The 21,103-nt window shown below is 64.0% G+C and carries 15 protein-coding genes; 3 read left to right on the top strand and 12 right to left on the bottom strand.

Annotation, left to right across the window (positions count from 1 at the left end):
- Window positions 1-2: 2 nt before the first annotated feature.
- The 4 genes from ABJ196_RS01950 to ABJ196_RS01935 all read right to left on the bottom strand — a co-directional run bounded on the left by ABJ196_RS01950 (window position 3) and on the right by ABJ196_RS01935 (window position 8,273).
- Window positions 3-1,370: a site-specific DNA-methyltransferase gene (locus tag ABJ196_RS01950; protein WP_347304981.1), complete on the bottom strand. Its 1,368-nt coding sequence runs from the start codon at window positions 1,368-1,370 to the stop codon at window positions 3-5.
- 65 nt (window positions 1,371-1,435) lie between these two features.
- Window positions 1,436-1,885 carry a hypothetical protein gene (locus ABJ196_RS01945; protein WP_347304980.1) on the bottom strand — a complete coding sequence of 150 codons (450 nt, stop codon included), beginning with the start codon at window positions 1,883-1,885 and terminating at the stop codon, window positions 1,436-1,438.
- Window positions 1,886-1,957: 72 nt separating this feature from the next.
- On the bottom strand, window positions 1,958-5,416 hold the full coding sequence (locus ABJ196_RS01940; protein ID WP_347304979.1) for a UvrD-helicase domain-containing protein: 3,459 nt from the start codon (window positions 5,414-5,416) through the stop codon (window positions 1,958-1,960).
- 4 nt (window positions 5,417-5,420) lie between these two features.
- On the bottom strand, window positions 5,421-8,273 hold the full coding sequence (locus ABJ196_RS01935) for a PD-(D/E)XK nuclease family protein (protein ID WP_347304978.1): 2,853 nt from the start codon (window positions 8,271-8,273) through the stop codon (window positions 5,421-5,423).
- 308 nt (window positions 8,274-8,581) lie between these two features.
- On the opposite strand from ABJ196_RS01935, the gene ABJ196_RS01930 reads away from it, so the two are divergent.
- A complete protein-coding gene (locus ABJ196_RS01930; RefSeq protein ID WP_347304977.1) occupies window positions 8,582-10,177 on the top strand; it encodes a sodium-dependent transporter in 1,596 nt (531 codons plus the stop codon).
- An 18-nt stretch (window positions 10,178-10,195) separates the two neighbouring features.
- A complete protein-coding gene (gene metS, locus ABJ196_RS01925; RefSeq protein WP_347304976.1) occupies window positions 10,196-10,369 on the top strand; it encodes a methionine/alanine import NSS transporter subunit MetS in 174 nt (57 codons plus the stop codon).
- A gap of 105 nt (window positions 10,370-10,474) precedes the next feature.
- Here metS and ABJ196_RS01920 read toward each other — a convergent pair whose 3' ends face one another.
- From ABJ196_RS01920 to ABJ196_RS01910, 3 genes are all read right to left on the bottom strand, one after another.
- Window positions 10,475-11,212, bottom strand: a complete 738-nt coding sequence (locus tag ABJ196_RS01920) for a DsbA family oxidoreductase (RefSeq protein WP_347304975.1) — start codon at window positions 11,210-11,212, stop codon at window positions 10,475-10,477.
- A gap of 76 nt (window positions 11,213-11,288) precedes the next feature.
- Window positions 11,289-12,767, bottom strand: coding sequence for a 3-oxoacid CoA-transferase (locus ABJ196_RS01915; protein ID WP_347304974.1), 1,479 nt, complete (start codon window positions 12,765-12,767; stop codon window positions 11,289-11,291).
- A 126-nt stretch (window positions 12,768-12,893) separates the two neighbouring features.
- Window positions 12,894-13,469, bottom strand: a complete 576-nt coding sequence (locus ABJ196_RS01910; protein ID WP_066485294.1) for a TetR/AcrR family transcriptional regulator — start codon at window positions 13,467-13,469, stop codon at window positions 12,894-12,896.
- 114 nt (window positions 13,470-13,583) lie between these two features.
- Here ABJ196_RS01910 and ABJ196_RS01905 point away from each other — a divergent pair, with 114 nt between their 5' ends.
- A complete protein-coding gene (locus tag ABJ196_RS01905; protein WP_347304973.1) occupies window positions 13,584-14,759 on the top strand; it encodes an acyl-CoA dehydrogenase family protein in 1,176 nt (391 codons plus the stop codon).
- Here the strand turns inward: ABJ196_RS01905 and ABJ196_RS01900 are convergent, their stop codons facing one another.
- The 5 genes from ABJ196_RS01900 to ABJ196_RS01880 all read right to left on the bottom strand — a co-directional run bounded on the left by ABJ196_RS01900 (window position 14,760) and on the right by ABJ196_RS01880 (window position 21,097).
- Entirely contained in the window at window positions 14,760-15,377 is a 618-nt protein-coding gene (locus tag ABJ196_RS01900; RefSeq protein WP_347304972.1) for a cation transporter, read from the bottom strand.
- Window positions 15,378-15,508: 131 nt separating this feature from the next.
- Window positions 15,509-17,764: a 3-hydroxyacyl-CoA dehydrogenase/enoyl-CoA hydratase family protein gene (locus tag ABJ196_RS01895; RefSeq protein ID WP_347304971.1), complete on the bottom strand. Its 2,256-nt coding sequence runs from the start codon at window positions 17,762-17,764 to the stop codon at window positions 15,509-15,511.
- Window positions 17,765-18,937 carry an acetyl-CoA C-acyltransferase gene (locus ABJ196_RS01890; protein ID WP_347304970.1) on the bottom strand — a complete coding sequence of 391 codons (1,173 nt, stop codon included), beginning with the start codon at window positions 18,935-18,937 and terminating at the stop codon, window positions 17,765-17,767.
- Window positions 18,938-19,112: 175 nt separating this feature from the next.
- On the bottom strand, window positions 19,113-20,057 hold the full coding sequence (locus ABJ196_RS01885) for an ornithine cyclodeaminase family protein (protein ID WP_347304969.1): 945 nt from the start codon (window positions 20,055-20,057) through the stop codon (window positions 19,113-19,115).
- Between the two features lie 101 nt (window positions 20,058-20,158).
- The gene (locus ABJ196_RS01880) at window positions 20,159-21,097 is read right to left on the bottom strand and encodes a ribokinase (protein ID WP_347305025.1); all 939 of its coding nucleotides are present in this window, start codon (window positions 21,095-21,097) and stop codon (window positions 20,159-20,161) included.
- Window positions 21,098-21,103: the final 6 nt, after the last annotated feature.

Genomic DNA, 21,103 nt, shown 5'->3' with positions numbered 1-21,103 from the left:
TCCTAGAGGTAGATTGTCGCGCGGTGTCCAAAGACATCGCTGACTTCGACCTGCGCGCCGGGTCCCTCCACGGGTGCGACGGGCCCCGAATAGATTTCCGCGCCATCCGCGGCGCTCACCGTCCACCCCGCCGCGAGCGCCAGCGGCTCCGCTTCATGAATCTCCGCCAGTTTTCGTGCGTTCTCCTCGTCGAGCCCCAACGCCGCCGCGACCGCGATGACGTCGCGATACGCAAAGTCGACCAGAGCCAAGCATCCATTGAGTGCACGCACCTGCGCGTCAAAGACCTGGGCCTCCACAGTGCCGACAAGAGCACGTACCGGCGCTCCTAGCCGCGCACGCATGACGCTCACAGCCGCCGCGCCCACATCACCCGTGATAAACCGTCGGCCGGTGCGCTGCGCCACCGCGGCCGTCGTGCCGGAGCCACCAAAGAAGTCCGCGACGAGTCCGCCCGGCGGACACGAAGCCTCGAGCAGCCGAGCGAGCAGCTTCTCCGGCTTCTGGGTGTCGTAGCCCAGGCGCTCCGCGGCATTGCCTTTGATAATCGAGATGTCGTAAAACACGTCGTCCTGGACTTTGAACTCCGAAGCGAAGTCGAAAAGCACGTCGTCATCGACCAGTTCGCGTCCGAGTTCCTTCACTCGCTTGCGCGCCCGGCCCGCGATGAGCCGGTCCGTGCTCTCCTTGACGTCGCCCCAGTAGAGCTTGTCTCCGCGCAGCCGCCGCGCGTAGCGCTTCTTGTATTCGCTCTCTGCGCCCTTGACCGGCTGGAAGTAATAGCGGTGCGGGTCGCGGGCGTAGAAGTAAATCGTGTCATGGTTCTGCGGGAAGCGCCGCGTGGTCCGGCTCATCTTGCCGTAGCGCCATACCAGCTCATTGATGAAACACTCGCGCCCGAAAATCTCATCGAGTAGCACGCGCACATAATGGCCCACGTGCCAGTCGAGGTGCACCATGATGGAGCCGGACTCCGTGAGGAGCTCGCGCATGAGGATGAGCCGCGGCGCGAGCATCGCTAAATAAGCCGCAGTGCTAGCATCCGCCGCGCTCAGCTTTCCGATGCCCCCATGCGCCCACGAGTCCTTATACGCCGGCCGCGTGATGTCGACGGTGCGCCCATCGGAGAGATGCACCGTGATGGTCGCTGCGTACTCCGCGCGGGAGTCGAAGGGCGGATCGATGTAGATGAGGTCGACCGTGCCCGCCGCACCTCCGGCGAGAAGCCCCGCGAGGGCCTGCAGGTTGTCGCCGTGCAGGATGGTGCCCTCGGCGTCTGTGAGTGGTGCGGCCGCGGCCTTCGCTTGCTCAGCCTCCTCGCGTGCGGCGGTGAGGATGCCGGGCAGCGCGGCAAGCAGGGACGAGGACACGGCGACTTCCTTCCGGCAGTAAGCGACGAGGTTTCATTTAGCGTACCGTGCCCGCTAGCCCCAGCTTAGTACCGTGACCGATTCGACTGCACTCGGCCCCCGGAACTGGCGCGGACGGAATGCTCGCCGCCTAGCGCTGGGTCGTCCTTCCCGAAGGAGTCCGCCGCACGGAACGCGAAGTCGCGCTCGTCGTACCGTGCCTGGCGGGTTGCGATGTGCTGGACTCGTCGCTCATACCGAGCGATGGCCTGTGCATTGCGGTCGGCGGCATTGAGTTTCTTCGCCGCAGACGTGCGTTTCTTGCGCGGCCCCTGCGTGGGAAGGACCGTCGTCTTCGTCGGCTTCGCGCGGACCAGCACGACTTCCTCGCGGTTGAGCGGGCAGTTGTAGAGCTTGTTATCGCCGCGCTTGTGATCGGCGAGGCGCTGGCGCGCGACGTCAACGGCGACGATGGCGTGGCAGACAGGGCAGGTCGTCTCCGTGCGACCGTCTCCAATGAAAATTTTGTGTGTCATGAGTGAGTAATGAGTAGAAAAGTGCGGTGAGGGTCGGCCACGGTGGTCGACCCTTAGCGATGATAGCGAGTGTTATGCGCCCTGACCGGTGGGAACCTGCGGGGTGAGGAAGATAAGTTCCAGGCGCCCCACGGGCGTGCCGAGCGTGCGCTCCACCGTCTGGGCGTAGATGTCCAGCTGGGTGAAGTAGGCGTCGACCGTCTCCTGCGTCGCGGCGCGGTCCGTCTTGTAGTCCGCGATGACCCACGTCTCGCCGTCGCGGTAGAGCACGTCGATGACACCGTCCACGGCCGTGCCGTCAAGCGAGCTGATAATCGGCAGCTCGCGGTAGGCCTCATCGGTGAGGCTGCGCTGGTACGGCTCGGATTCCGCGAAGGACCGCGCGGCGGCGCTGAGATCAGCGTGGACGGACTCGTCGAGATCGTGCAACGGCGCAATGGAACGAACCAAGTCCTCGACGCTCAGCTCCGGGTGGCTGGGCAGCAGCTCCATGACCTCGTGGACGGCGGAACCGAATGCGGCGCCGTGCGAAGCGAGCGTGAGAGATCCAGGGAATACGCAGCGCTGCGCAGCGGATGCCGAAGCCTGTCCATCGAGCCAGCGCCGGACGCGCCCACCCGTGTGCTGCACCGCGTCTGCAATGATCTCCGTCGACCGGTTGTCCTCGTCGACGGTCTCGACATTCGCATGCGCGATGGCGGTCACGGCGATGCGCGGGGCCACCGCGGCCGCTGCGCGGGCACGCTCGTGCGCCTCGCTTGCCGATGCCGCCGCTCCCGCCACGTCCGCCGTCACCGGCGTCGGCTCCGCGGCTGGGGCGCTGCGGTCCCAGTTCGGTAGCGTCTCGCGGGGTGCGGGAGCAAACTCATCGTCCATCGCGTCGAGAGCATAGAGGAAACGCTTGCCCCGCTTGTTTCCGTAGCCATTCTTGGTGCTCGGTACCTCGAGCGGCACGGCGAGGACGAGCTGGGCACGCGTGGCAGCGACGTAGTCGAGACGCACGTGTTCGGATTTGTCCGCGTGCTTGAGGTAGGACGTGGCCTCCTCGAAACGGGGTGTGGCAAAGTCTCCGAGCTTGAATTCCGCCGACAGAGTGCCGCTACGGGTGAGCCCATAGGTGTCCGTGAAAGGACGCTCCTTGTTGCAGCGGCCCCCCACGATGATGAACGGGAACTCGCGTCCCTTCGAACCATGGATGGTCATGATGCGCACGCCGACGGAGCCGTCGTCGAGGATGGGCGCGGTGAGCCCGTGCTCGTCCTCGACTTGACTGTCGACGTAGCGCAGGAAAGCGCGAGCGCCGAGCCCCGTCTGCTGGCCAAAGAGGTCTGCTTGCGCGAAGAGGGCTTCGAGGCGGTACAGCCCGTTGGCGTCACCGCGCGCCGCCACGGCTTCGGCAAGGCGCAGCTCTTTCGCGATCGCGCGGAGCATCTCGCCGAGAGGCAGCGCGCGGAAATCATAACCTAGCTGCGCAATACGCTCGCGCGCTTGGGCGACGGGGTGCTGCGCGAGTTGTTCCGGGGCAGTATCTTCGTCTCCCACGGCGGCCTGCTGCGCTGCGTAGTCGGCGAGATCGGCGTCGGATACGCCGAGGAGGAACGTGCGCGCCGCGGCAAGCTGAGTGAAGGAGTCCGCGGGGTCTGCGATCGCGCGCACCACCGTCAGGAAATCTGCAATGGCGGGATCCGAGAAGAGGAGCCCTGAGCCCTCAGAGACGTAAGGGATGCCCGCGTCGGTGAGCGCCGACATGATGCCGCGTGCGATGTTGTGGGTAGGAACGATAATGGCAATGTCGTTGTAATCCAAAGCCCTTGTAATGCCGAAGTATTCTTGAGCTGCGTCGTCGTACTGAGTCGACAGCGCGGAGTTCACGAGCGCGACAATGTCCGCGTGCTCGAGGTCCTCGGTATTTTCGTTATGCTTACGCCCAGCCAAATTGTCCACGTCGCGGAGGAAAATTGTTCTTCCTGGAGCATCAGGGGTCTCTTGCGCGATCATCGGCGTGTAGGCGATAGAGCGCGGGACGTCTCCTTCTCCCATGTCCATCTCTGATTTGAGGGCAGCAAACATGCCGGAGAAAATGCCATTGATTGCTTCAATGACCTGCGGCGCCGAGCGGAAATTGCGTGACATCGTGAGAATGCGCTCATCGTTCTCTTGCTCGCGCGCTTGCATGTAGCTATCGACATCGGCGCTGCGGAAACGGTAAATCGACTGCTTCGGATCGCCCACGGTAAACAGGTGCCCGGGATGAGGCGCATCCGCAGACCCGCTGGCGATAGCGCGCACAATGTCGAGCTGCGACGGTGAGGTGTCCTGAAACTCGTCGACGAAGATGGTCGCGAACTGCTGAGACAGCACGTTTCGGGCCGTGGGGTTGTCTTCATCAGTGACGAGTTCGCGCGCGAGGAAAATCATGTCGTGGTACTCAAGCTTGCCGCTGCGTGCACGTTCTGCAGCGTGCTGGAGAGTAAAGGCCAGCAGGAAACGGCGCAGAACGGTCATGGCATGAACGACCGGAGACTTTTGTCGTTCCAGTGCATCGTCGAGTGTCAGCCGGAGCTCATCACGGACAGCCTTGGCGTCCTTCTTTCCCGAGTTTCCAGTCTTGGGCCATTGGAAAGTCCACAAGGCAGCATCGACCCCAGAGGCCGCGAAGGATTCCATGTTTTGACGGAGCGGAAGGAAAAGAGCCGCCCACAGCTTGTCCGGTTCACCAGAGACGTTGTTCGGGCTAAAAGGCTCTGTCGCGATGAAGACATGCTCCTTGAGCTGCATGAAGTCGTCGTTCGTCAGCGGATTTGATTCGACGATGACCGCGGTTGCGGGCTCGGGCAGTTCACCCCAATTTTCGTCCATCCACGCGATGATGTCGGACAGGTCGGAGATCTTCATGCCGTTGTCAATGAGGAGCTGCAACGCCTCAGCGATGTTATCGGCGCTGATGTTCACACCAGAGCAGAGCTTGTTGACGCGCTCCGCGGCGTCCCTATCGCCCTCAGCCAGCTTGGTCAGCAGATCCAGGGCGCCCTCGCGACGCACGGCGGTAGCGAACTGCGCCTGCACATCATCGACCTTTTCGACTGTGGGTGGAAGTTCAGCCTGCAGCGGAAACTGCTTGAGGAGACGCAGGCTGAAAGAGTGGAGGGTTTCGATGGCGGCTCCGGGCAAGCCGGCCAAGGCACGTCCTGCGCGTTCTTTCACGGTCGCGGCGTCGGCCGTGAAGCTGCGATTGCGGGAGGGATCATCGAGGCGCTGAGGATCTTCAAGCTTGCCCGTGCGATAGATTTCGTCGAGCGTACGACGCAGACGCGTGGTGAGCTCGGCGGCCGCCGCAGTATTGAACGTGATGGCCGCGATCTTTTCAATCGGCATGCCCTCTTCGATGAGGAGCGTGATGAGGCGAGCGACGAGCTGAGTCGTCTTACCCGAACCAGCGCCGGCCTCGACGAACCAGGAGTTCTGCGTGTCAGATGCGATGAGCTCGCGGCTATGGGCGTCGCGCTCAATGGCGGTATCGATGGTGGACATGGATTTAGGCCTCCGTAGGGGTTGCAGCGAGGGACAGGGACAAGGGAGTGAAGCCAGCTGCGGAGAGCGCCGTTGCTTCGGTGAGTGAGTTCTCGACGGACAAGCGAATGAGAGCGTCCGACTTGAAAGGCATTCCTGACAGGTCGTAGGCGGGGAATTCACCACGCTGGACGTAGCCATAAATGGCGGAGAGGTTGTCCACCAAAGTGTCGTGGACGGAATCTGTGACGTTGATGGAGACGATCGGTTCCTCTTCGTCGAGGAAGAACCAGTAGCGCGCCGTCAACGACATCATGCCCGCAAGTTCCGTGCGCAGCGTCGACAGCAGCTCTGATTGTGCGGCGCCATCGCGGCCGAGAGCCGCACGGACGGTCTCGCCGTAGAGCGCGAGCTGGAACTTGTAACCCTTGTCCTCGCCGCCCGTGGGATGGTCCTGGTCGATGTGCTTGGAGTACTTACTCTTGCCGGACTTGTAGTCGGTCACGCGCACGTTGATGCTGCCGTCCGCGTTGTGCGACACGTCGACGCGGTCGATGGAGCCGCGGAACGACATGGAGCCGCCGTTGGGGAGCGCGATAACGAGCGGGGCGGCATCGGGAGCCTTATCCGTCGGGCCGAAGGGGACCTCCACGCCAAGAGGATTCCAGCCGTTTTCGGCATCGAGACGCTCGGCCTGGAGCCAGGCGGCGCACTCACGGCGAACACGGCTGGCGAAAGCTTCCCACGACGCGGTGTTGACGCGCAGGGGGCGGGCAACCGCGAGTTCCTGCTCGACAATTTTCTGCATGGTCTCCTTCGCGGAGTCCTTCCCGGAGCCGTCCCAGTCGAGGTCCTTGTACTCGGAGGGGCGCTCCTCATTGTCCAGCCACATGTCGCGGACGAAATTTTCGAAGATGTGGTGGTAGATGGTGCCGCGCTCATGAGCCTCGATGTCGACGGATTCGCCCTGGTCCGGAAGGATGCGACCGCCGGCGACGCGCTCGAGGAAGAAGAGCTGTGGCGACGCCGTGAACGTCTCCAACGCGGAGGCTGACAAGGGCTTCTCAAAGACGCGGAGTGCGACATCGGAGCCAATGTAGCCGGTGTACGGGGTCTGGATACCGGCTTCGCGAGCGGATGCGATGGCGAGGTAGCGCTGTGTCTCTGGCGTGAGTTCGCCTGCCTGAGCGCGCAAGATGGCGGCGTCGAGTTCGTCGAGCAACGGCATCTGGCCAGCCGATTGTAGCGCGTGGACTGGGCCGAAATCCTCAGCTGCGACGGGAATCCACAGGGAGGCCGAGCTTGCGCCGGAGCCGTCGACGTGCGTGCGGGAGTAGGTAACGAAGACGTGGGCGGCTGCGGTGAGCGCGGCGTCGAGGGCGCGGCGGCGACGATCGAGGAAGGTTGCCGAGTCCACTCCGGTCTGTGCGGTGGTGAAGGTCGGGCTCGACGTCAACGTGCCGGGAAGGGCGGCATCGGTAGCGCCGGCGATGAAGACATGAGTGAGGTCGCGGCCTGCGACCGACTCCAGCGGGCCAACGCGCAGAAGGCCCTCGTTGACGTCGGGCAGGGAGTTCTCAAGGAAATCGTTGATGGCCTCAACGGCGGTGGTCTGGTGGACCGGTCCCTCAAGCGGCGCGAGTGCGAGCAGTGCGGCCTCCGCCGCGCCGCGCTGATCGTTGCGGATATGCGCGGCGAGAAGCTGCCGCAGCGCGACGTCGACGTCATTCCACGAGGACTGGTTCCACACGCGATCGAGGTCCGCGCGCAGAGCCTGTACCCACTGCTGGGCCTGGGCCATGCGGTCTCGCTGCCAATCCTTGAGGCCTGCCGGCAGCGGCGCGGTCCAATCCTCTGCGGCGAAAAGCTGTGGCTCGAAGCCGCGGGTCGCCTGCTCGAAGGCAAACGAGGAGATGTCGGTTGCCACGACGCCAGTGTCGAGGAGATCTGAGAGGTCGCGGCGCGACATGCGCTCCGGTTCCATACGCAGGAGGATGGCGACAGCACGCGCGGCCGGCGTCTCAGACACCGTGTGAGGGCTGGGCGCGGCGAAAGGTAGATGCGCGCGGCGCAGTGCCGTGTGCAGGTAGGGGAGGACAGAGTCAGAGCAGTAAGCCACGGCCATGGCATGCAGCGGCACGCCCCGGGCGAGGGCAGCACTCGCCTGGGTGGCGATGTAGGTGGCCTCGTCATTTTCGGCGACGAAACTCGCGGCGCGGATGTGGTCTTCTACCCGCTCGGGCCCGAATGTGGTGACCGTGGGCTTGAGCTGTGCGAGCAGCCACGCGTCGCCGGTGTCGAAAGCGATATCCCCAGCGACCACGATAGTCTCGTCCTTTCCCTGCTCTGCCGCATGAGCGCGGGCCTCGGCGGGAGTAAAGAAGCGCGGCGCGGTGGAGGCCGCGACGGCAAGCGCCATGCGCTGCACAGCGAGCGGGAGCTCGATGGTCGCGTCCGCGCTGTCAGCGTCGAGCGTGCGCTGTTCCTCGGGCAAGGAGAGGTATTCCCACACCGCATTTGTGAGGGATTCGCGCGTGGCAGCGACATCGTTGAGGTCGTGTTGGTGGAAGACGGTAGGGGCGGCGTCTGCGCGCAGCAGGGTGTTGACCTCGTGTGCGACAGTCGCGCGATCAAGGGGAGCGCGAGGGCTCAACGTGCGCGCCGCCGTGGCGATATACATAGGGATGGTGACAACGTCGATATTGAGCCATGGGCCCTGTGCGGCGAGGGCGGCGACAACGTCGTTGCGCGCGTGAGCGCCGCACAAGACGGTGATGTGCTGTGTGGGAGAGGCAGAGCGGAGCTGTGCGACTTCGTCCAGGAGCTGTGGGGCATGGGAAGGTAGCCCGACTGACGGTAAGGGAGTGTTAGGGGTCATGCGACCAATCTACGTGAGGGTGTGGACACAGACGCCTCTGTAGACGTGAATATCGAATGAACGAGCTAATAAAGGGCTCAATTCTGGGGACCTGAACGAGTCGCAGACTGTCTTGGAACAGAAAAATTGAAAAAACACTACCTATCGATCGCTAGGTAGATTATGATTCCTGTTCATACACGTTGCGCACTGCTTTCCCGCGGTTTGGGAGAGAAATGTTCATTGTGGGTAGCTGGGTGGGACTTGCCCAGCATCGTCTCTCTATCGGGTTTCCGGGCATAACCCCGGACAAAGACAAGGTGGCTTCTATGTCGAATGAAGTGAGGACTCGCTCCGAGCGAGACACATTTAATACACGCCTGGTGTTTCTCATGGCCGCGATTGGCTCTGCCGTTGGCTTGGGTAATATCTGGCGCTTCCCCTACGTGGCGTATGAAAACGGCGGTGGCGCGTTCCTCGTTCCATATATCGTGGCGCTGCTGACCGCGGGTATCCCCATTCTATGGTTCGACCTCGCCCTCGGTCACCGCTTCCGTGGCTCGACGCCGCTGGCTTTCCGCCGCATGTCGCCCAAGGCGGAGTGGATTGGCTGGTTCAAGGTGGGCGTGAACTTCTTCATTGCCATCTACTACGCTGCCATCGTCGCGTGGGCAGCCATCTACACCGTCAAGTCCTTCAATCAGGGCTGGGGCGATAAGCCAGATGAGTACTTCATGGGTGACTTCCTCCAGGCAGACACCTCGGTGAATTACTCGGCGAAGTTCGTCTGGCCGATTCTGCTCGTTATGGTCCTCGTCTGGATCATCTGCATCGCGGCTCTTGCGACGGATATCAACAAGGGCATCGGCAAGCTCACGTCCATCTTCCTGCCGGTCCTCGCAGTCATGTTCATCGTGCTCGTGGTGCGCGCACTCTTCCTCGATGGGGCCGTGGACGGTCTCAATGCTTTCTTCACGCCGAACTGGTCGGTGCTCACTGACCCGTCCGTGTGGATCGCCGCTTACGGCCAGATTTTCTTCTCGCTGTCCATCGGTTTCGGCATCATGGTGACCTACGCGTCCTACCTCAAGCCGCGTACTAACATCACGAACACGGGTCTGGTCACGGCTTTCGCGAACTCCTCCTTCGAGGTCCTCGCTGGCATCGGCGTCTTCGCGACACTGGGCTTTATGGCCGCACAACAGGGCGTGGGCGTCGACGAGGTAGTCTCCTCCGGTATTGGCCTGGCGTTCATCGCCTTCCCGACGATCATCAACTCCATGCCGCTTGGTTGGCTTTTCGGCTTCCTCTTCTTCGGCTCGCTTTTCCTGGCTGGTGTCACCTCGATGATTTCGATTATGGAGGTCGTCTTCGCTGGCGTCGCTGATAAGTTCAGCATCCCGCGAAAGAAGGCTGCTCTCTTCGCCGGCACCGTCATGGCCATCGTGTCGTGCCTGCTTTTCTCCACGCAGTCGGGCCTCGTCACCCTCGACGTGATGGACAAGTTCACCAATAACCTGGGCATTGTCTTCGGCTGCGTCTGCGCGCTCATCATGGTGGGCTGGGTGCTCGGCCGCCGCAACGAGATTGCTCAGCATATCAACGCCGTGTCCGCGCTGCGCGTCGGGCTGGTGTGGGAGTTCCTTACCTTCGTGGCTACTCCGCTGCTGCTCGTCTACTTCCTCGTCACTGAGATCATGAGCCTCATCAAGGAGCCGTACGGCGATTATATGCAGTCCCAGATTGGCCTCTACGGCTGGGCGGTCATGGCGATCATCTTCGCGATCGCCCTCGTGGGCCCGCTGCTCAAGTTCCGCGGTTCCCAGCACCTCGACGGTCTCGAGACCTCGGATTACGGCGTTCCTGCCAAGGGTCGACCGAAGGGCACTCCCAATCCGCTGGCCAACCCGACCGCCCAGAACTAATAGAAAGGACGCATCATCATGAACACGAGCGCCATCATCTTGATGATTCTCTTCATCGTCGTCATCTGGGGCGGGTTGCTGCTCTCCATCGTGTGGCTCAACCGCACGAAGGACGAGGAGTCCGGTGAACTCGGCACCGCGCCGGGCACCGATGACGAGACGCTGTCGCATCGAGCCTATACCGTGGCTTAAACCGCTCAGAACACCGCTGGTTGTGCATACGCAGGCGCGGGGCCATCGGGACGCTTTCCGATGCCCCCGCGCCTGCGTCGTGTGCCGTCCCTCAGGGGGCCGAAACTAGCAACCGTCCGGGCCGCAGGCCGCTGCGGGGTCGATGCCGCCGATGACGTTGAGCGCCTCTGGCTGCTTGTGGGTCTCATCCCAGACCTGGTTGAGCGCCTGGACAAAGAGCTCGACTGGTTGTGCTCCGTTGACGGCCCACTTGTTCTCGATGAGGAAGAATGGCACACCGTTGATGCCTAGCTGGTGGGCCTGGTTCTCGTCGGCGCGCACGGCGTCGGCGTAGGCGTCGGAGCTGAGGACGTCCGTGGCGCGCTGCGCGGGCAGGCCGAGTTCTGTGGCGACGGTGTGGAGCACGTCTGGGTCGGAGATATCCAAGCCGTCCGTGAAGTAGGCGGTGATGAAGGCCTCTTCGACGGCGGCGGGCGAGGGGACGGGGGCATCGGCAGGCTGGGCTGCGAAGTACTCCCACGCGGCGTGCATGAGGCGGTGCGCGGCGAGGGTATTGCCGGGCTTGGCGACCTCCCAGTTGAAGGTGAGGCCGACGGCCTCGGCGCGACGGGCGATGTCGCGCTGGCTGGCTTCGGCCTGCTCGCGGGTGGCGCCATACTTCTGGGCTACCATGTCGACGACATTGCCTCCTGAATAGGGCGCGGAGTGCGGGTCGAGCTCAAAGCTGTGCCAGTGGAGCTCGACTGCGTCGGCGTGTTCGAACTTCTCGAGCGCTAGTTCAAGATGGCGCTTGCCAATGATGCAAAACGGGCAGATGATGTCGGACCAGATGTCGATGCGCATGAAGTTACTCTCAAATTTCGGTATTAAATGACACCTAGTCAGACGCCCCGGGCCTCGCGAGTATTCCCGCAGCAGGTTAGCTCGCGCCGACCGGCAGGTGCGACGCGTAATCCGCCTCGGTCGCGGCGGCGACGTCGGCTTCGGTGACACCGGGAGCGAGCTCCGTGAGCACGAGGCCATCCGGAGTCACCTCGAAGACGCAGAGGTTGGTGACGATCGTGGTGAGCACGCCCTTGGCGGTGAGCGGCAGTTCACAGACCTTGCGGATGCGGGACTCGCCGCCGGGCGCGGTGTGGTCCATAATCGCGATGACCTGCTGGGCGCCCTTGACCAAGTCCATGGCGCCGCCCATGCCCTTCATCTTCTTGCCTGGGATGCCCCAGTTCGCGATGTCGCCGGTCTGGGAGACCTCGAAGGCGCCGAGCACTGCGGTGTTGACGTGGCCGCCGCGAATCATGGCGAAGCTCGTGGAGGAGTCGAAGACGGAGCCGCCGGGCAGGATGGTGACGCACTCCTTGCCGGCGTTGATGAGGTCCGCGTCAATGTCTTCTTCATACGGGTACGGACCAGTGTTGAGGATGCCGTTCTCGGACTGGAGAGTGACCTTGATGCCCTCCGGAATGTAATTGGAGACCGCCGTGGGCATGCCAATACCAAGGTTGACGTACTCACCATCGCTAAGCTCCTGCGCCGCGCGCTCCGCGATCTGGAGACGGGACCAGCCCTTCTCCGGGGTGTGTGGGTCCTCGGGGCGGCCGCCGCCCTCGCCACGCGTGCGGAAAGTCGGGCGCTCGATGTATTTGTCCTCGGCCTGCTGCGGGGTGAGTTCTAGAATGCGGTCGACGAAGATGCCGGGCACGTCGATCTCGTTGGGGTCGAGCTCGCCCGCCTCGACGAGGTTTTCCACCTCGACGACGGTGACGCGGCCGCACATCGCGGCGTCCGCATTGAAGTTGCCCGCCGTCTTACGAAAGACGAGGTTGCCCTCTGTGTCCGCCTTCCACGCGCGCAGGAGCGAGAAATCCGTGACGAGGGATTCCTCGAGCACGTAGGTCTTCGTGACGCCATTGCGGGTGAACTCGCGCGTTTCCATGGGCTCCGATTCCTTCACGAGCGTGCCGTCCGGCGCGTAGCGCACCGGCAGGCCGCCGTCCGCACGCGCCGTGTCGACACCCGTCGCGGTGTAAAACGCCGGAATTCCCGCGCCGCCCGCGCGCATCTTCTCCGCGAGGGTCCCCTGGGGGATGAGGTCGACCTCGAGCTCACCAGCGAAGAACTGACGCTCGAATTCCTTGTTGAAGCCGATGAAGGAGCCGCCAAACTTGGCTACCTGTTTGGCGTTAAAGAGCAGCGCCAGGCCCAGGTGCTTGTCGTCGATCTGCGTACCCGGGTTATTGGAGTAGACCTCGAGGTCGGTGACGCCGGTGTCGACGATGCCCTCCAAGAGGACAAGGGGGTTGCCGCAGATGCCGAAGCCTCCCACGGCCATGCTCATGCCGGATTCCAGGCCGTCGAGTGCCGAAGAGAGGTCGGATACAACTTTGTTGGTGGACATGGGGGATGCTCCTTGTGCTCTGAATTCAACCGCGAAATGCGAATGACTATTCGCGTGTTGCATGCCAAGGGTAGTGGTAGTCTGGTGTGGCGTCAAGCACAATTTTTCAGAAAATGTGACCTGAATCTAGGGGGTTTCTAGCTGGCGTAGGGCAAACTGGGCGTACATCTCGCCCAGTTGCTCTGGTGAATACGCGCCTTCTGGCGAGTACCAATTGGCCACGCCGAGGCCCATGTCGATGAGCGCCCAGCAAGCAATTTTTACGTCGGGTGCGCTGAAGATTCCCTCCGTCACGCCTTCGTTGACCACGGTCATCCAGCGTGCGACATAATCGCGCCGGGCCTGGAGAACGATGGAGTGGCTCGGTTCCTCGAGGGATGAAATGTGCGCAGTGAGCACGCGCACGCGCATGGCCTGCGTGGTGTGGTAAACGATGTGCGTACGCATGGTTTCTGCGAGTCGCTCGCGTGGCCCCGTGATGCCGGCGAGTGCCGCCGCGTTGGCGCGCAGCATGTCTTCCATGGCGGTGATTGAGATGTCCGCGAGGACTTCCTGCTTGGAGTGGAAGTGGTTGTAGAGGCTGGAGGCGCGCATGCCTACCGCCTTCGCTATGTCTTCCATGCCCGTAGCGTGGTAGCCGCGCTCATCGAAGAGGGCGAGAGCTGCGGCGGAGATCTGGTCGCGGCGTTTCTGATTGGCCATGGCGCGGGCTGCCTTTCTGGATAGGAAAATGGGTCGAGCGCTTGACAGGGTGTGTTGTGCCCGTCACAATATCAAACTAATAATCATTCGTACACGAGCGTGCCGGGAGGCGTCATGTCACACAACCTTTTTGAGTCTACAACCGATTTCCTGGGCGTCTTCGACGGCATCACGGCTGCCGATGCCGCCACATGGTCCCGCGCGGCCTCCTTCCGCGACGCCTGCCTCCCCGTCATCAACGAGCACTGGCAGAAGGCGGAGTACCCGCTCGACCTCGTGCGCCTACTGGGCGAGAAGGACGTCATGACGGACGGTCTTAAGGTCGACGGTCATGAGCATATGTCCTCGTTAGGGGCAGGTTTGGCGCTCATGGAAGTCACGCGCATCGACGCCTCGATGGGCACGGTCATTGCGGTCCAGGCGGGCCTGGCCATGCGGTCGATTGCGATGCTCGGCTCTGACGAGCAGAAGAAAAAGTACCTATCCGACATGGCCGACTGCTCGCTGCTTGGCTCGTTTGCGCTCACAGAACCGAATCACGGCTCGGATTCCATCGCCTTGGAGACGACTGCCGTCCGCGACGGTGATGAGTTCATCCTCAACGGCGAGAAGAAGTGGATCGGCAACGGAGCCTCTGGCGGCATCACCATCGTCTACGCCCGCCTTGAGTCCGGCGACGTCTCCGGCTTCATTGTTCCGCAGGACACCCCGGGCTATTCAGCGACCGTCATCGAGAACAAGCTCTCGCTGCGCGCCATCCACCAAGCGCACATCACGCTCACAGACTGCCGCGTGCCAGCCGCGAATCAGCTGCCCAACGCAAAGAGCTTCAAAGACACCGCGCGTGTGCTCACCGCGACGCGCATTGGCGTGGCGTGGATGGCCCTGGGGTCGGCCGTCGCCTGCTACGAAATGGCACGCGAGTACGTTCTCGAGCGCCAGCAATTCGGCCGCGAGCTCGCCAAGGCACAGATTATCCAGCAGCGCCTCGCCAACATGGCGCTCGATCTCAGCCAAATGATGCTCCTGTGTCGCGAGGCCTCCACTCGCGAGGAGGAGGGCACGCTCGCCCCAGAGCAGGCGTCCATGGCTAAGCTCCACAACACCCGCGCCGCGCGCCGCATTGCTGCCGATGCCCGCGACATGCTCGGCGGCGTGGGCATCCTGCTCGATAATCACATTGCTCGCCACTTCGCCGATATCGAGGCCATGCACACCTATGAGGGCACGGACACCGTCCAGTCGCTCATTATGGGCAAGAAGATCACGGGCTTCTCGGCGTACAAGTAATTAGTCTTCTTCCAACTCGGGGTCTTCGGCGCGTGCCTGCTCGAAGACCTCATTCGCTGCGCGCAGGTTGATGACGCCGACGACAAGGCCCACCACGATGTCCGGCCATGCGCTGAACCAGAACAGGGTGACCACGCCGGCGGCGAGGATGAGCAGGTTGGCCGCCACGTCATTGCGCGCAGCGAGCCACGCGCCGCGGGTGAGCGCGCTGCCCGCGCTACGCAGTTGAGCGAGCAGCAGGGCGCAGACGAGATTGATGATCATGGCGCCCACGGCCGTCGCCGACAGGGCGAGGGCCTCCGGCGGCTCGTGAGTCACCATCTTCCAGATGGCCATGCCGATCGCCGAGACTGCCGGAATAAGAATGAGTCCAGCCAGCACGTAGCTGGCCTTACGGCGGCTCGCGAGCGACCACCCCAGCGCCGTGACGACCAGAATATTGATGAGGAAGTCCTCGAGGAAGTCCGCCGCGTCCGCGAACAGCGAGGCCGAGCCGATGACCGCGGCGATGCTCGCTTCGACGAGACAGCCCGCGAGGTTGAGCAGCGCCACCGTGAGGACGATGGTCCTGGCGCGCGACGAGAGCGTGGATGCAGAGATTTCGGGAGAGTCAGACACGCCGATAGTCTAACGAGTCGAATCCACCGAAAATAGCCACAACGTCCGAATAAGACCGTGGATCTCAAAATTTTGAGGCCTTATTCGGACGTTGTGGCTATCGTTGTCGCCGAGCAGACGGACCGCGCCGCTTAGTTGCGCAGCGGTGTGCGCGTGCGCGCCATGTGCGCGGAGCGTTCCACGTTGGCGGGCCAGAGCAGGACGGGGACATCGAGCTCGACCTCACGGTCGCTGAGTTCTGAGTAGGAGAGCGTGGCCGCGCCGTTCGCGTCGCCGGCGGCCTCCTGCTCGTCGAGCGAGCCCGCGGTGTAGACCTTGGCGAGCTGCGCCACGATGGCGTGGTCATTGTCCGTCGTGTCCTCGAGCGGCCAGGCGGCGTCGAGCGGCGGCTGGCCGGAGTAGAGCGGTAGCGAGACGTCCGTGCGGGGCGTGTACCCCTCAGCCAGCGCGGCGGCTTCCTCGATGGCGCGGGCAAGAACGTGGTCAGGGGACATGAGGATGACATCGCTTTTGCGCACGGCGTCCACGTCGCGGGCGAAATAGGCGTTCGGCGCGGGAGTCGCGGAGGCAATGAAGTCGAAGGCGCGCTGGTGCGCATCGGCGTGGCCAGCCTCCAGGTTGTGCTCGAGCATGGCGACGGAGCCTCCCCAGCCGGGGTAGAGACCCACGTTGCGTTCCGGGAAGCCAACCTTGGTAGCGGCGTGAATGAGGAGGCGGTCGCAGGCCAGCGCCAGTTCGCAGCCGCCGCCTAAGGCCACGCCGCGCACCGCGCCCACGACGGGCACGGGAGCGAAACGCAGGGCCCGCATGGTCTCGGAGCCGTCGCGAATGAGACCTCGTACGCGTTCGGCATCCCCGGATGCCGCGGCCTTGGCGATGGTAGACAGATCAGCGCCGGCGCTAAACGCACGCGCCTCGTCGTTGCCGATCACGAGTGCGTCGATATCCTCTGCCTCGGCCGCGTGCTCCACGCAGACGCGGAGGAATGCAAGCCCTGTCGTGGGTAGGGAGTTGAGTGGCGTATGGAGGTCGATGATGCCGATCCCGCGTCCCCTGGCGTCGACGCGGTGCAAGGTCCCGGCCTCGTGCTCGAGCACCGCCGTGGCCCCTGCCGCGCGGAGCCCCGCGAGTGTTAACACGCCGGGGCGCTCCGGCAGCTCGACGGGATTGCCCGTCGAGGAGAGCACCTGGCCTGCAGCTGGGTAAAAGCCTTCCGATGCCGCCTCCACCAGCGCCGGCACTCCGCCTTCCGACGCGGCGAAAGCCGCGACGAGCCACTCGTGACCGACGGCATCGGCCAGCTCGAAGATGCCCTTCTTCCAACCGAAGCCGAGCTTGAGGCCGTCGTCGATAAGCCCCACGTGGTCTGCGATATCCCGGGCAACCTCGCAGCAATAGCGCAGCGTCGCGAGGAAGAGATCGCGCGCGAACCGGCCGCCGGGGGAGTCGGTGTCCATGACCTCGCGCGGGTTCTTGAGCCCCACGACAGGATCGTCCGGCTGCACGCGCGGGCCATAGGAGTAGTCTTCGCGCACCGACTCGTCGCGACCGCGGTAGAAACCGCCCTCGCCGGTGCGTCCGGTAAGCCCGCGCTCGACGAGGCCTGCGATGAATTCGTCGCGGCCCAGCGGCACGTCGAAGATGCGGTCACCCTGGGGGAGCGCAGCGTCGAGACTGCCCCAGATGGGCGCGACGAGTTGGAGGCCGATGTAGTCGAGCAAGCCAAAGACTCCGGTGCGGGGGATGCCGAACGCGCGGCCAAAGGCGGCATCGGCAAGCTCGTAGCTCACGCCGTGCTCGCGGGCGGTAAACACGCCAGCGGCCAGCCAGTAGCAGCCCACGCGGTTGGCGATAAAGCCCGGGGTGTCGCGGCAGTCGAGGGCGATCTTGCCCAGCTGTTGCTCGATGGCCAGGCGCAGCGTCGCAGCCGTGTCGTCGTTAGTGGCGACAAGCTCGACCAGGCGCATGATCTTGGGCGGATTAAAAAAGTGCGTAATCGCGAAGGTCTCGGGGCGAGTGATGCCTTCGAGAAGTCGCGCCAGCGGCAGCGTCGATGTATTCGATGTGAGCAGCGCGCCGTCTTTGAGGTGCGGCTCGACCTGCGCGTAGAGGTCGTGCTTGGCGTCTAAGTCTTCAAAGATGGCCTCGATGACCCAGTCCCGGTCTTCGAGGAGCTGGAGGTCCTCGCCCGTGACGGCCGGGCGAATATTCTCCACGTGCGACGGGTGGTAGAAGCCCTTGCGTTTTACCTGGATGTCAATGCCCTTCTGCGCGCCCTCGCGCGTGATGTCGAAGAGTAGGACGTCGATTCCGGCGGAGGCTAAGAGCGCGGCGATGCCGGCACCCATGGAGCCTGCGCCAAGGACGGCGGCTTTCTGGATAGCCATTTACTTGACCTCCTCATTCTCGATGATGATGGCGATGCCCTGACCGCCGCCGATGCACATGGTGACCAGGCCGTAGCGCTTGCCCTCGCGGCGCAGCGCGTAGAGCATCTTCGTGGTGAGGATGGCACCCGTGGCGCCGACGGGGTGGCCGTGGGCGATGGCGCCGCCGTAGATATTCGTCTTGGCGGGGTCAAAGCCCAGCTGGTCTTGGACCGCGAGCGCCTGGGCGGCAAAGGCCTCGTTGGACTCGATGAGATCAACGTCGTCGAGGCTGAGTCCTGCCTTCTCCAGGGCCTTCGGCACGGCCGCGACAGGGCCCAGCCCCATGCGCGTGGGATCGACGCCGCCGATGCCCCAGCTTACGAGCTTGCCAAACGACTTCAGTCCGCGCTTCTCGAGCTCCTCGCCCGTGGTGAGCACGACCGCAGCGGCGCCGTCGTTGATGCCGGAGGCGTTGCCGGCGGTGACAGTGCCGTCGTTCTGGAAGGCGGGTGTGAGTCCAGCGAGTGCCTCCGGGGTGGTCTCACGGATGTGCTCGTCGTGGTCGAACGTGCCTTTCTTCGTCTCGATGGGCACGATTTCCTCGGTATGAAGTCCCGCGTCGCGCGCGGCGGCCGCACGGCGCTGCGACTCGGCCGCGAACTCGTCCTGGCGCTCGCGGGTGACGCCATGGTCAGAGGCGACGTTCTCGGCTGTGACTCCCATGTGTCCGGTGCCGAACGGGCAGGACAGTGCTCCGGTGAGCCAGTCATAGAGCTTGCCCTCGCCCATACGCTTGCCAAAACGTGCGCCTTCGACGGAGTACGGAGCATTGGACATGGACTCGACGCCGCCCGCGAGTGCGACCGTGGCGTCCCCGTCGCGCAGCTGCTGCGCCGCGGAGATAATGGCTTGGACGCCGGAACCGCAGAGACGATTGACGTTCATTGCGATGGAGGAGTCCTCCATGCCCGCGCCCAGCGCAATTTTGCGGGAGATGTACAAGTCGCTGGGAATGACGGGCAGGACGTTGGCGATGACGGCGGAGTCGAGATCCGCGGCCGCAAACCCCGAACGCTCAATCGCAGCTTTGGCCGCCGTGACTCCGAGGTCCTCCAGGCTGAAACGTGCCAGCGAGCCGCCGAATTTTCCAATGGGTAAGCGTGCGGCGGAGACGAAATGGATGTCAGTCATGGTGGTCAATCCTCCCATTTAGCGAATGGCTATTAGTTTGAAGAGTAGCCTACGTCACAATGCGTGCGTGTGCAATGATTCCGTGGAAGGAGGGGACGAGATGCGTGAAAAGCCCGGCCTTGGGGCGGGCCGGGTTTGGTGGTGCGAATTGAGCGTTGGAGGAAACGGGGGGCGTTTAGGAAGGAACGGCGGCAGCGATGGCCTCGGCGACGGCGAGGTCTTCCCACGGCATGCCGGTGAACTTAAAAACGATGGGGGAGTCGCGGTGGAGCTCGACATCGCCGCGGACGACCTCGGCGAAGGTATGGAACTCGGAAGCGTCGGCAGCACCGTCCGCGATGGCGAGGATGACGTCGCCGCCCTCGCGCAGCGTGGCCGCGTGGTCTTCGACGATGACTTGGGCGGCGGAGATGAGCTCGCTGGGCAGCTCGCGGGCGTCGGGAGAGTGAGAACCGACCGCGACGACGAGGGCATCGGGGCGCACGTCGGCGGCGTCGAGGATGGGCTCGGCCGCCGTGGTCGTGGTGATAATAAGCTCAGCGCCGGCGGTGGCGGACTGGGCCTCGGCGGACCCGGCAGCGTGCCAGGCGCGTCCGTCACCGGGATCGGTGCGGCTGATAAAAGTTGTGCGGACGGGACGCGTGTCCTCGAGGGTGTCACGTAGCGTGGCCGCATGTGCGTCGGCCTGCACGCCGGCGCCGAAGATGACGGCATCGAGGGGCTCCGAGGAAGCGGTGAGCAGGTCAAGAATGCAGGCGACAGACACGGCGGGCGTGCGCAGATTGGTGAGCGTAATCCCGTCGATGAACGCGGAGGGACTCAACGTCTCGCCGTCGAAGAACGCGTAGGTGCCTTGGATACGGGGCAGATCGGGGTTGTAGCCTTCGGGCGCGACCGAGAGCAGCTTGATGCCAAACGCGGTGGACGAGGTAGACGGCATGAGGAGGAACTCGCCGTTTTCCGTGGGGACTGCCGTGCGTGCGTGGTCGGCGGCAGGGTCGAATCCCTCGCGCAGGACACGGCGCAGCGTGTCGACGGCGTCGCGCGGGCGGACGTGGGCCGCGATGGTCTCGGCGTCGATGATGCGCGGGGTGGTGGGGATTGCGGGCGGGGGCGTCATGGTCTCTCCTCGGGTGACGGTAGGCGGAGGGAAATGTGGCCGCCACTGTACCTAAGGACAGGTGAAGAGGAGGTGCGGTGGAGGGCGAGGCGGGTGCGGGATTAGACGCTGGGTAGCTCAGCGTCGCGGTCCGGATAGGAGGGCTGGGCGCCGTGCGTGAGCGTGGCCTGGGCGCCGACGCGGGCGGCATGGCGGGCGGCATCGGCAAGCTCGGCTCCGGTGAGGAGCTGGGTACAAAGCGCGCCGGCGAAGGCATCGCCCGCGCCGGTCGTGTCGACGGGCGTAACGTGCGGCGTCGCGATGTCCGTGAGTCCCTCGGAGTCGGCGACGAGGGCGCCGCGGGAGCCGAGCGTGAGCACCACGGAGGCAAAGCCAGCGTCGAGGAGAGCCTGCGCGAGGTCATGGGGATCCTCGCTGGTGGCTGGGCTGCCGAGTTGCTCGAGGATAAGACCAGCCTCGTGCTCGTTGGCGATGATGGGGTCGGCTTTGAGTAGCGCGTCGCGGTCGACCTCAACGACGGGGGCGAGGTTGACGATGACACGGGCGTTGCGAGCGGCGTTAATGGCGGCGTGGAAGCCGTCTGCGGGGATTTCGCCTTGAAGCAGCACGATGTCAGCATCGGCGATGGCCTCGGCACGATCATTGACGAAAGTGGCGTCGACGTGGGCATTCGCGCCGGGGATGACGATGATGGTGTTTTCGCCGTCATCGGAGACGGTGCATACCGCCAGGCCGGTCGTCGTGTCCTTGAGCCGGGCGACGTGGGTGAGATCGACGCCCGAGGATTCGAGGTAGCGCAGGGCAGGCTGCGTGTAGGCGTCATCGCCCACCGCGCCGACGAAGGTGACATGGGCGCCCTGGAGTGCAGCCGCGACGGCCTGATTGGCCCCCTTGCCGCCGGCGAGAACCTCGCCGCCGGAGCCCATGAGTGTCTCGCCCGGTTGCGGGTGACGCGCGGCGCGGACGAAGAGATCGGCGTTGATAGAACCGACGACGGTGAGCGAACCTGTGCGGTCACAAGCGGGGCTGGTCTGGGACATCATGAC

The sequence above is a fragment of the Corynebacterium sp. SA-MJD20WY100 genome, assembly GCF_039822565.1.
Taxonomy (GTDB): Bacteria; Actinomycetota; Actinomycetes; order Mycobacteriales; family Mycobacteriaceae; genus Corynebacterium; species Corynebacterium phoceense_A.
Note: the sequence above shows the minus strand (reverse complement) of the source record. Positions and strands in the feature narration are given on the sequence as shown.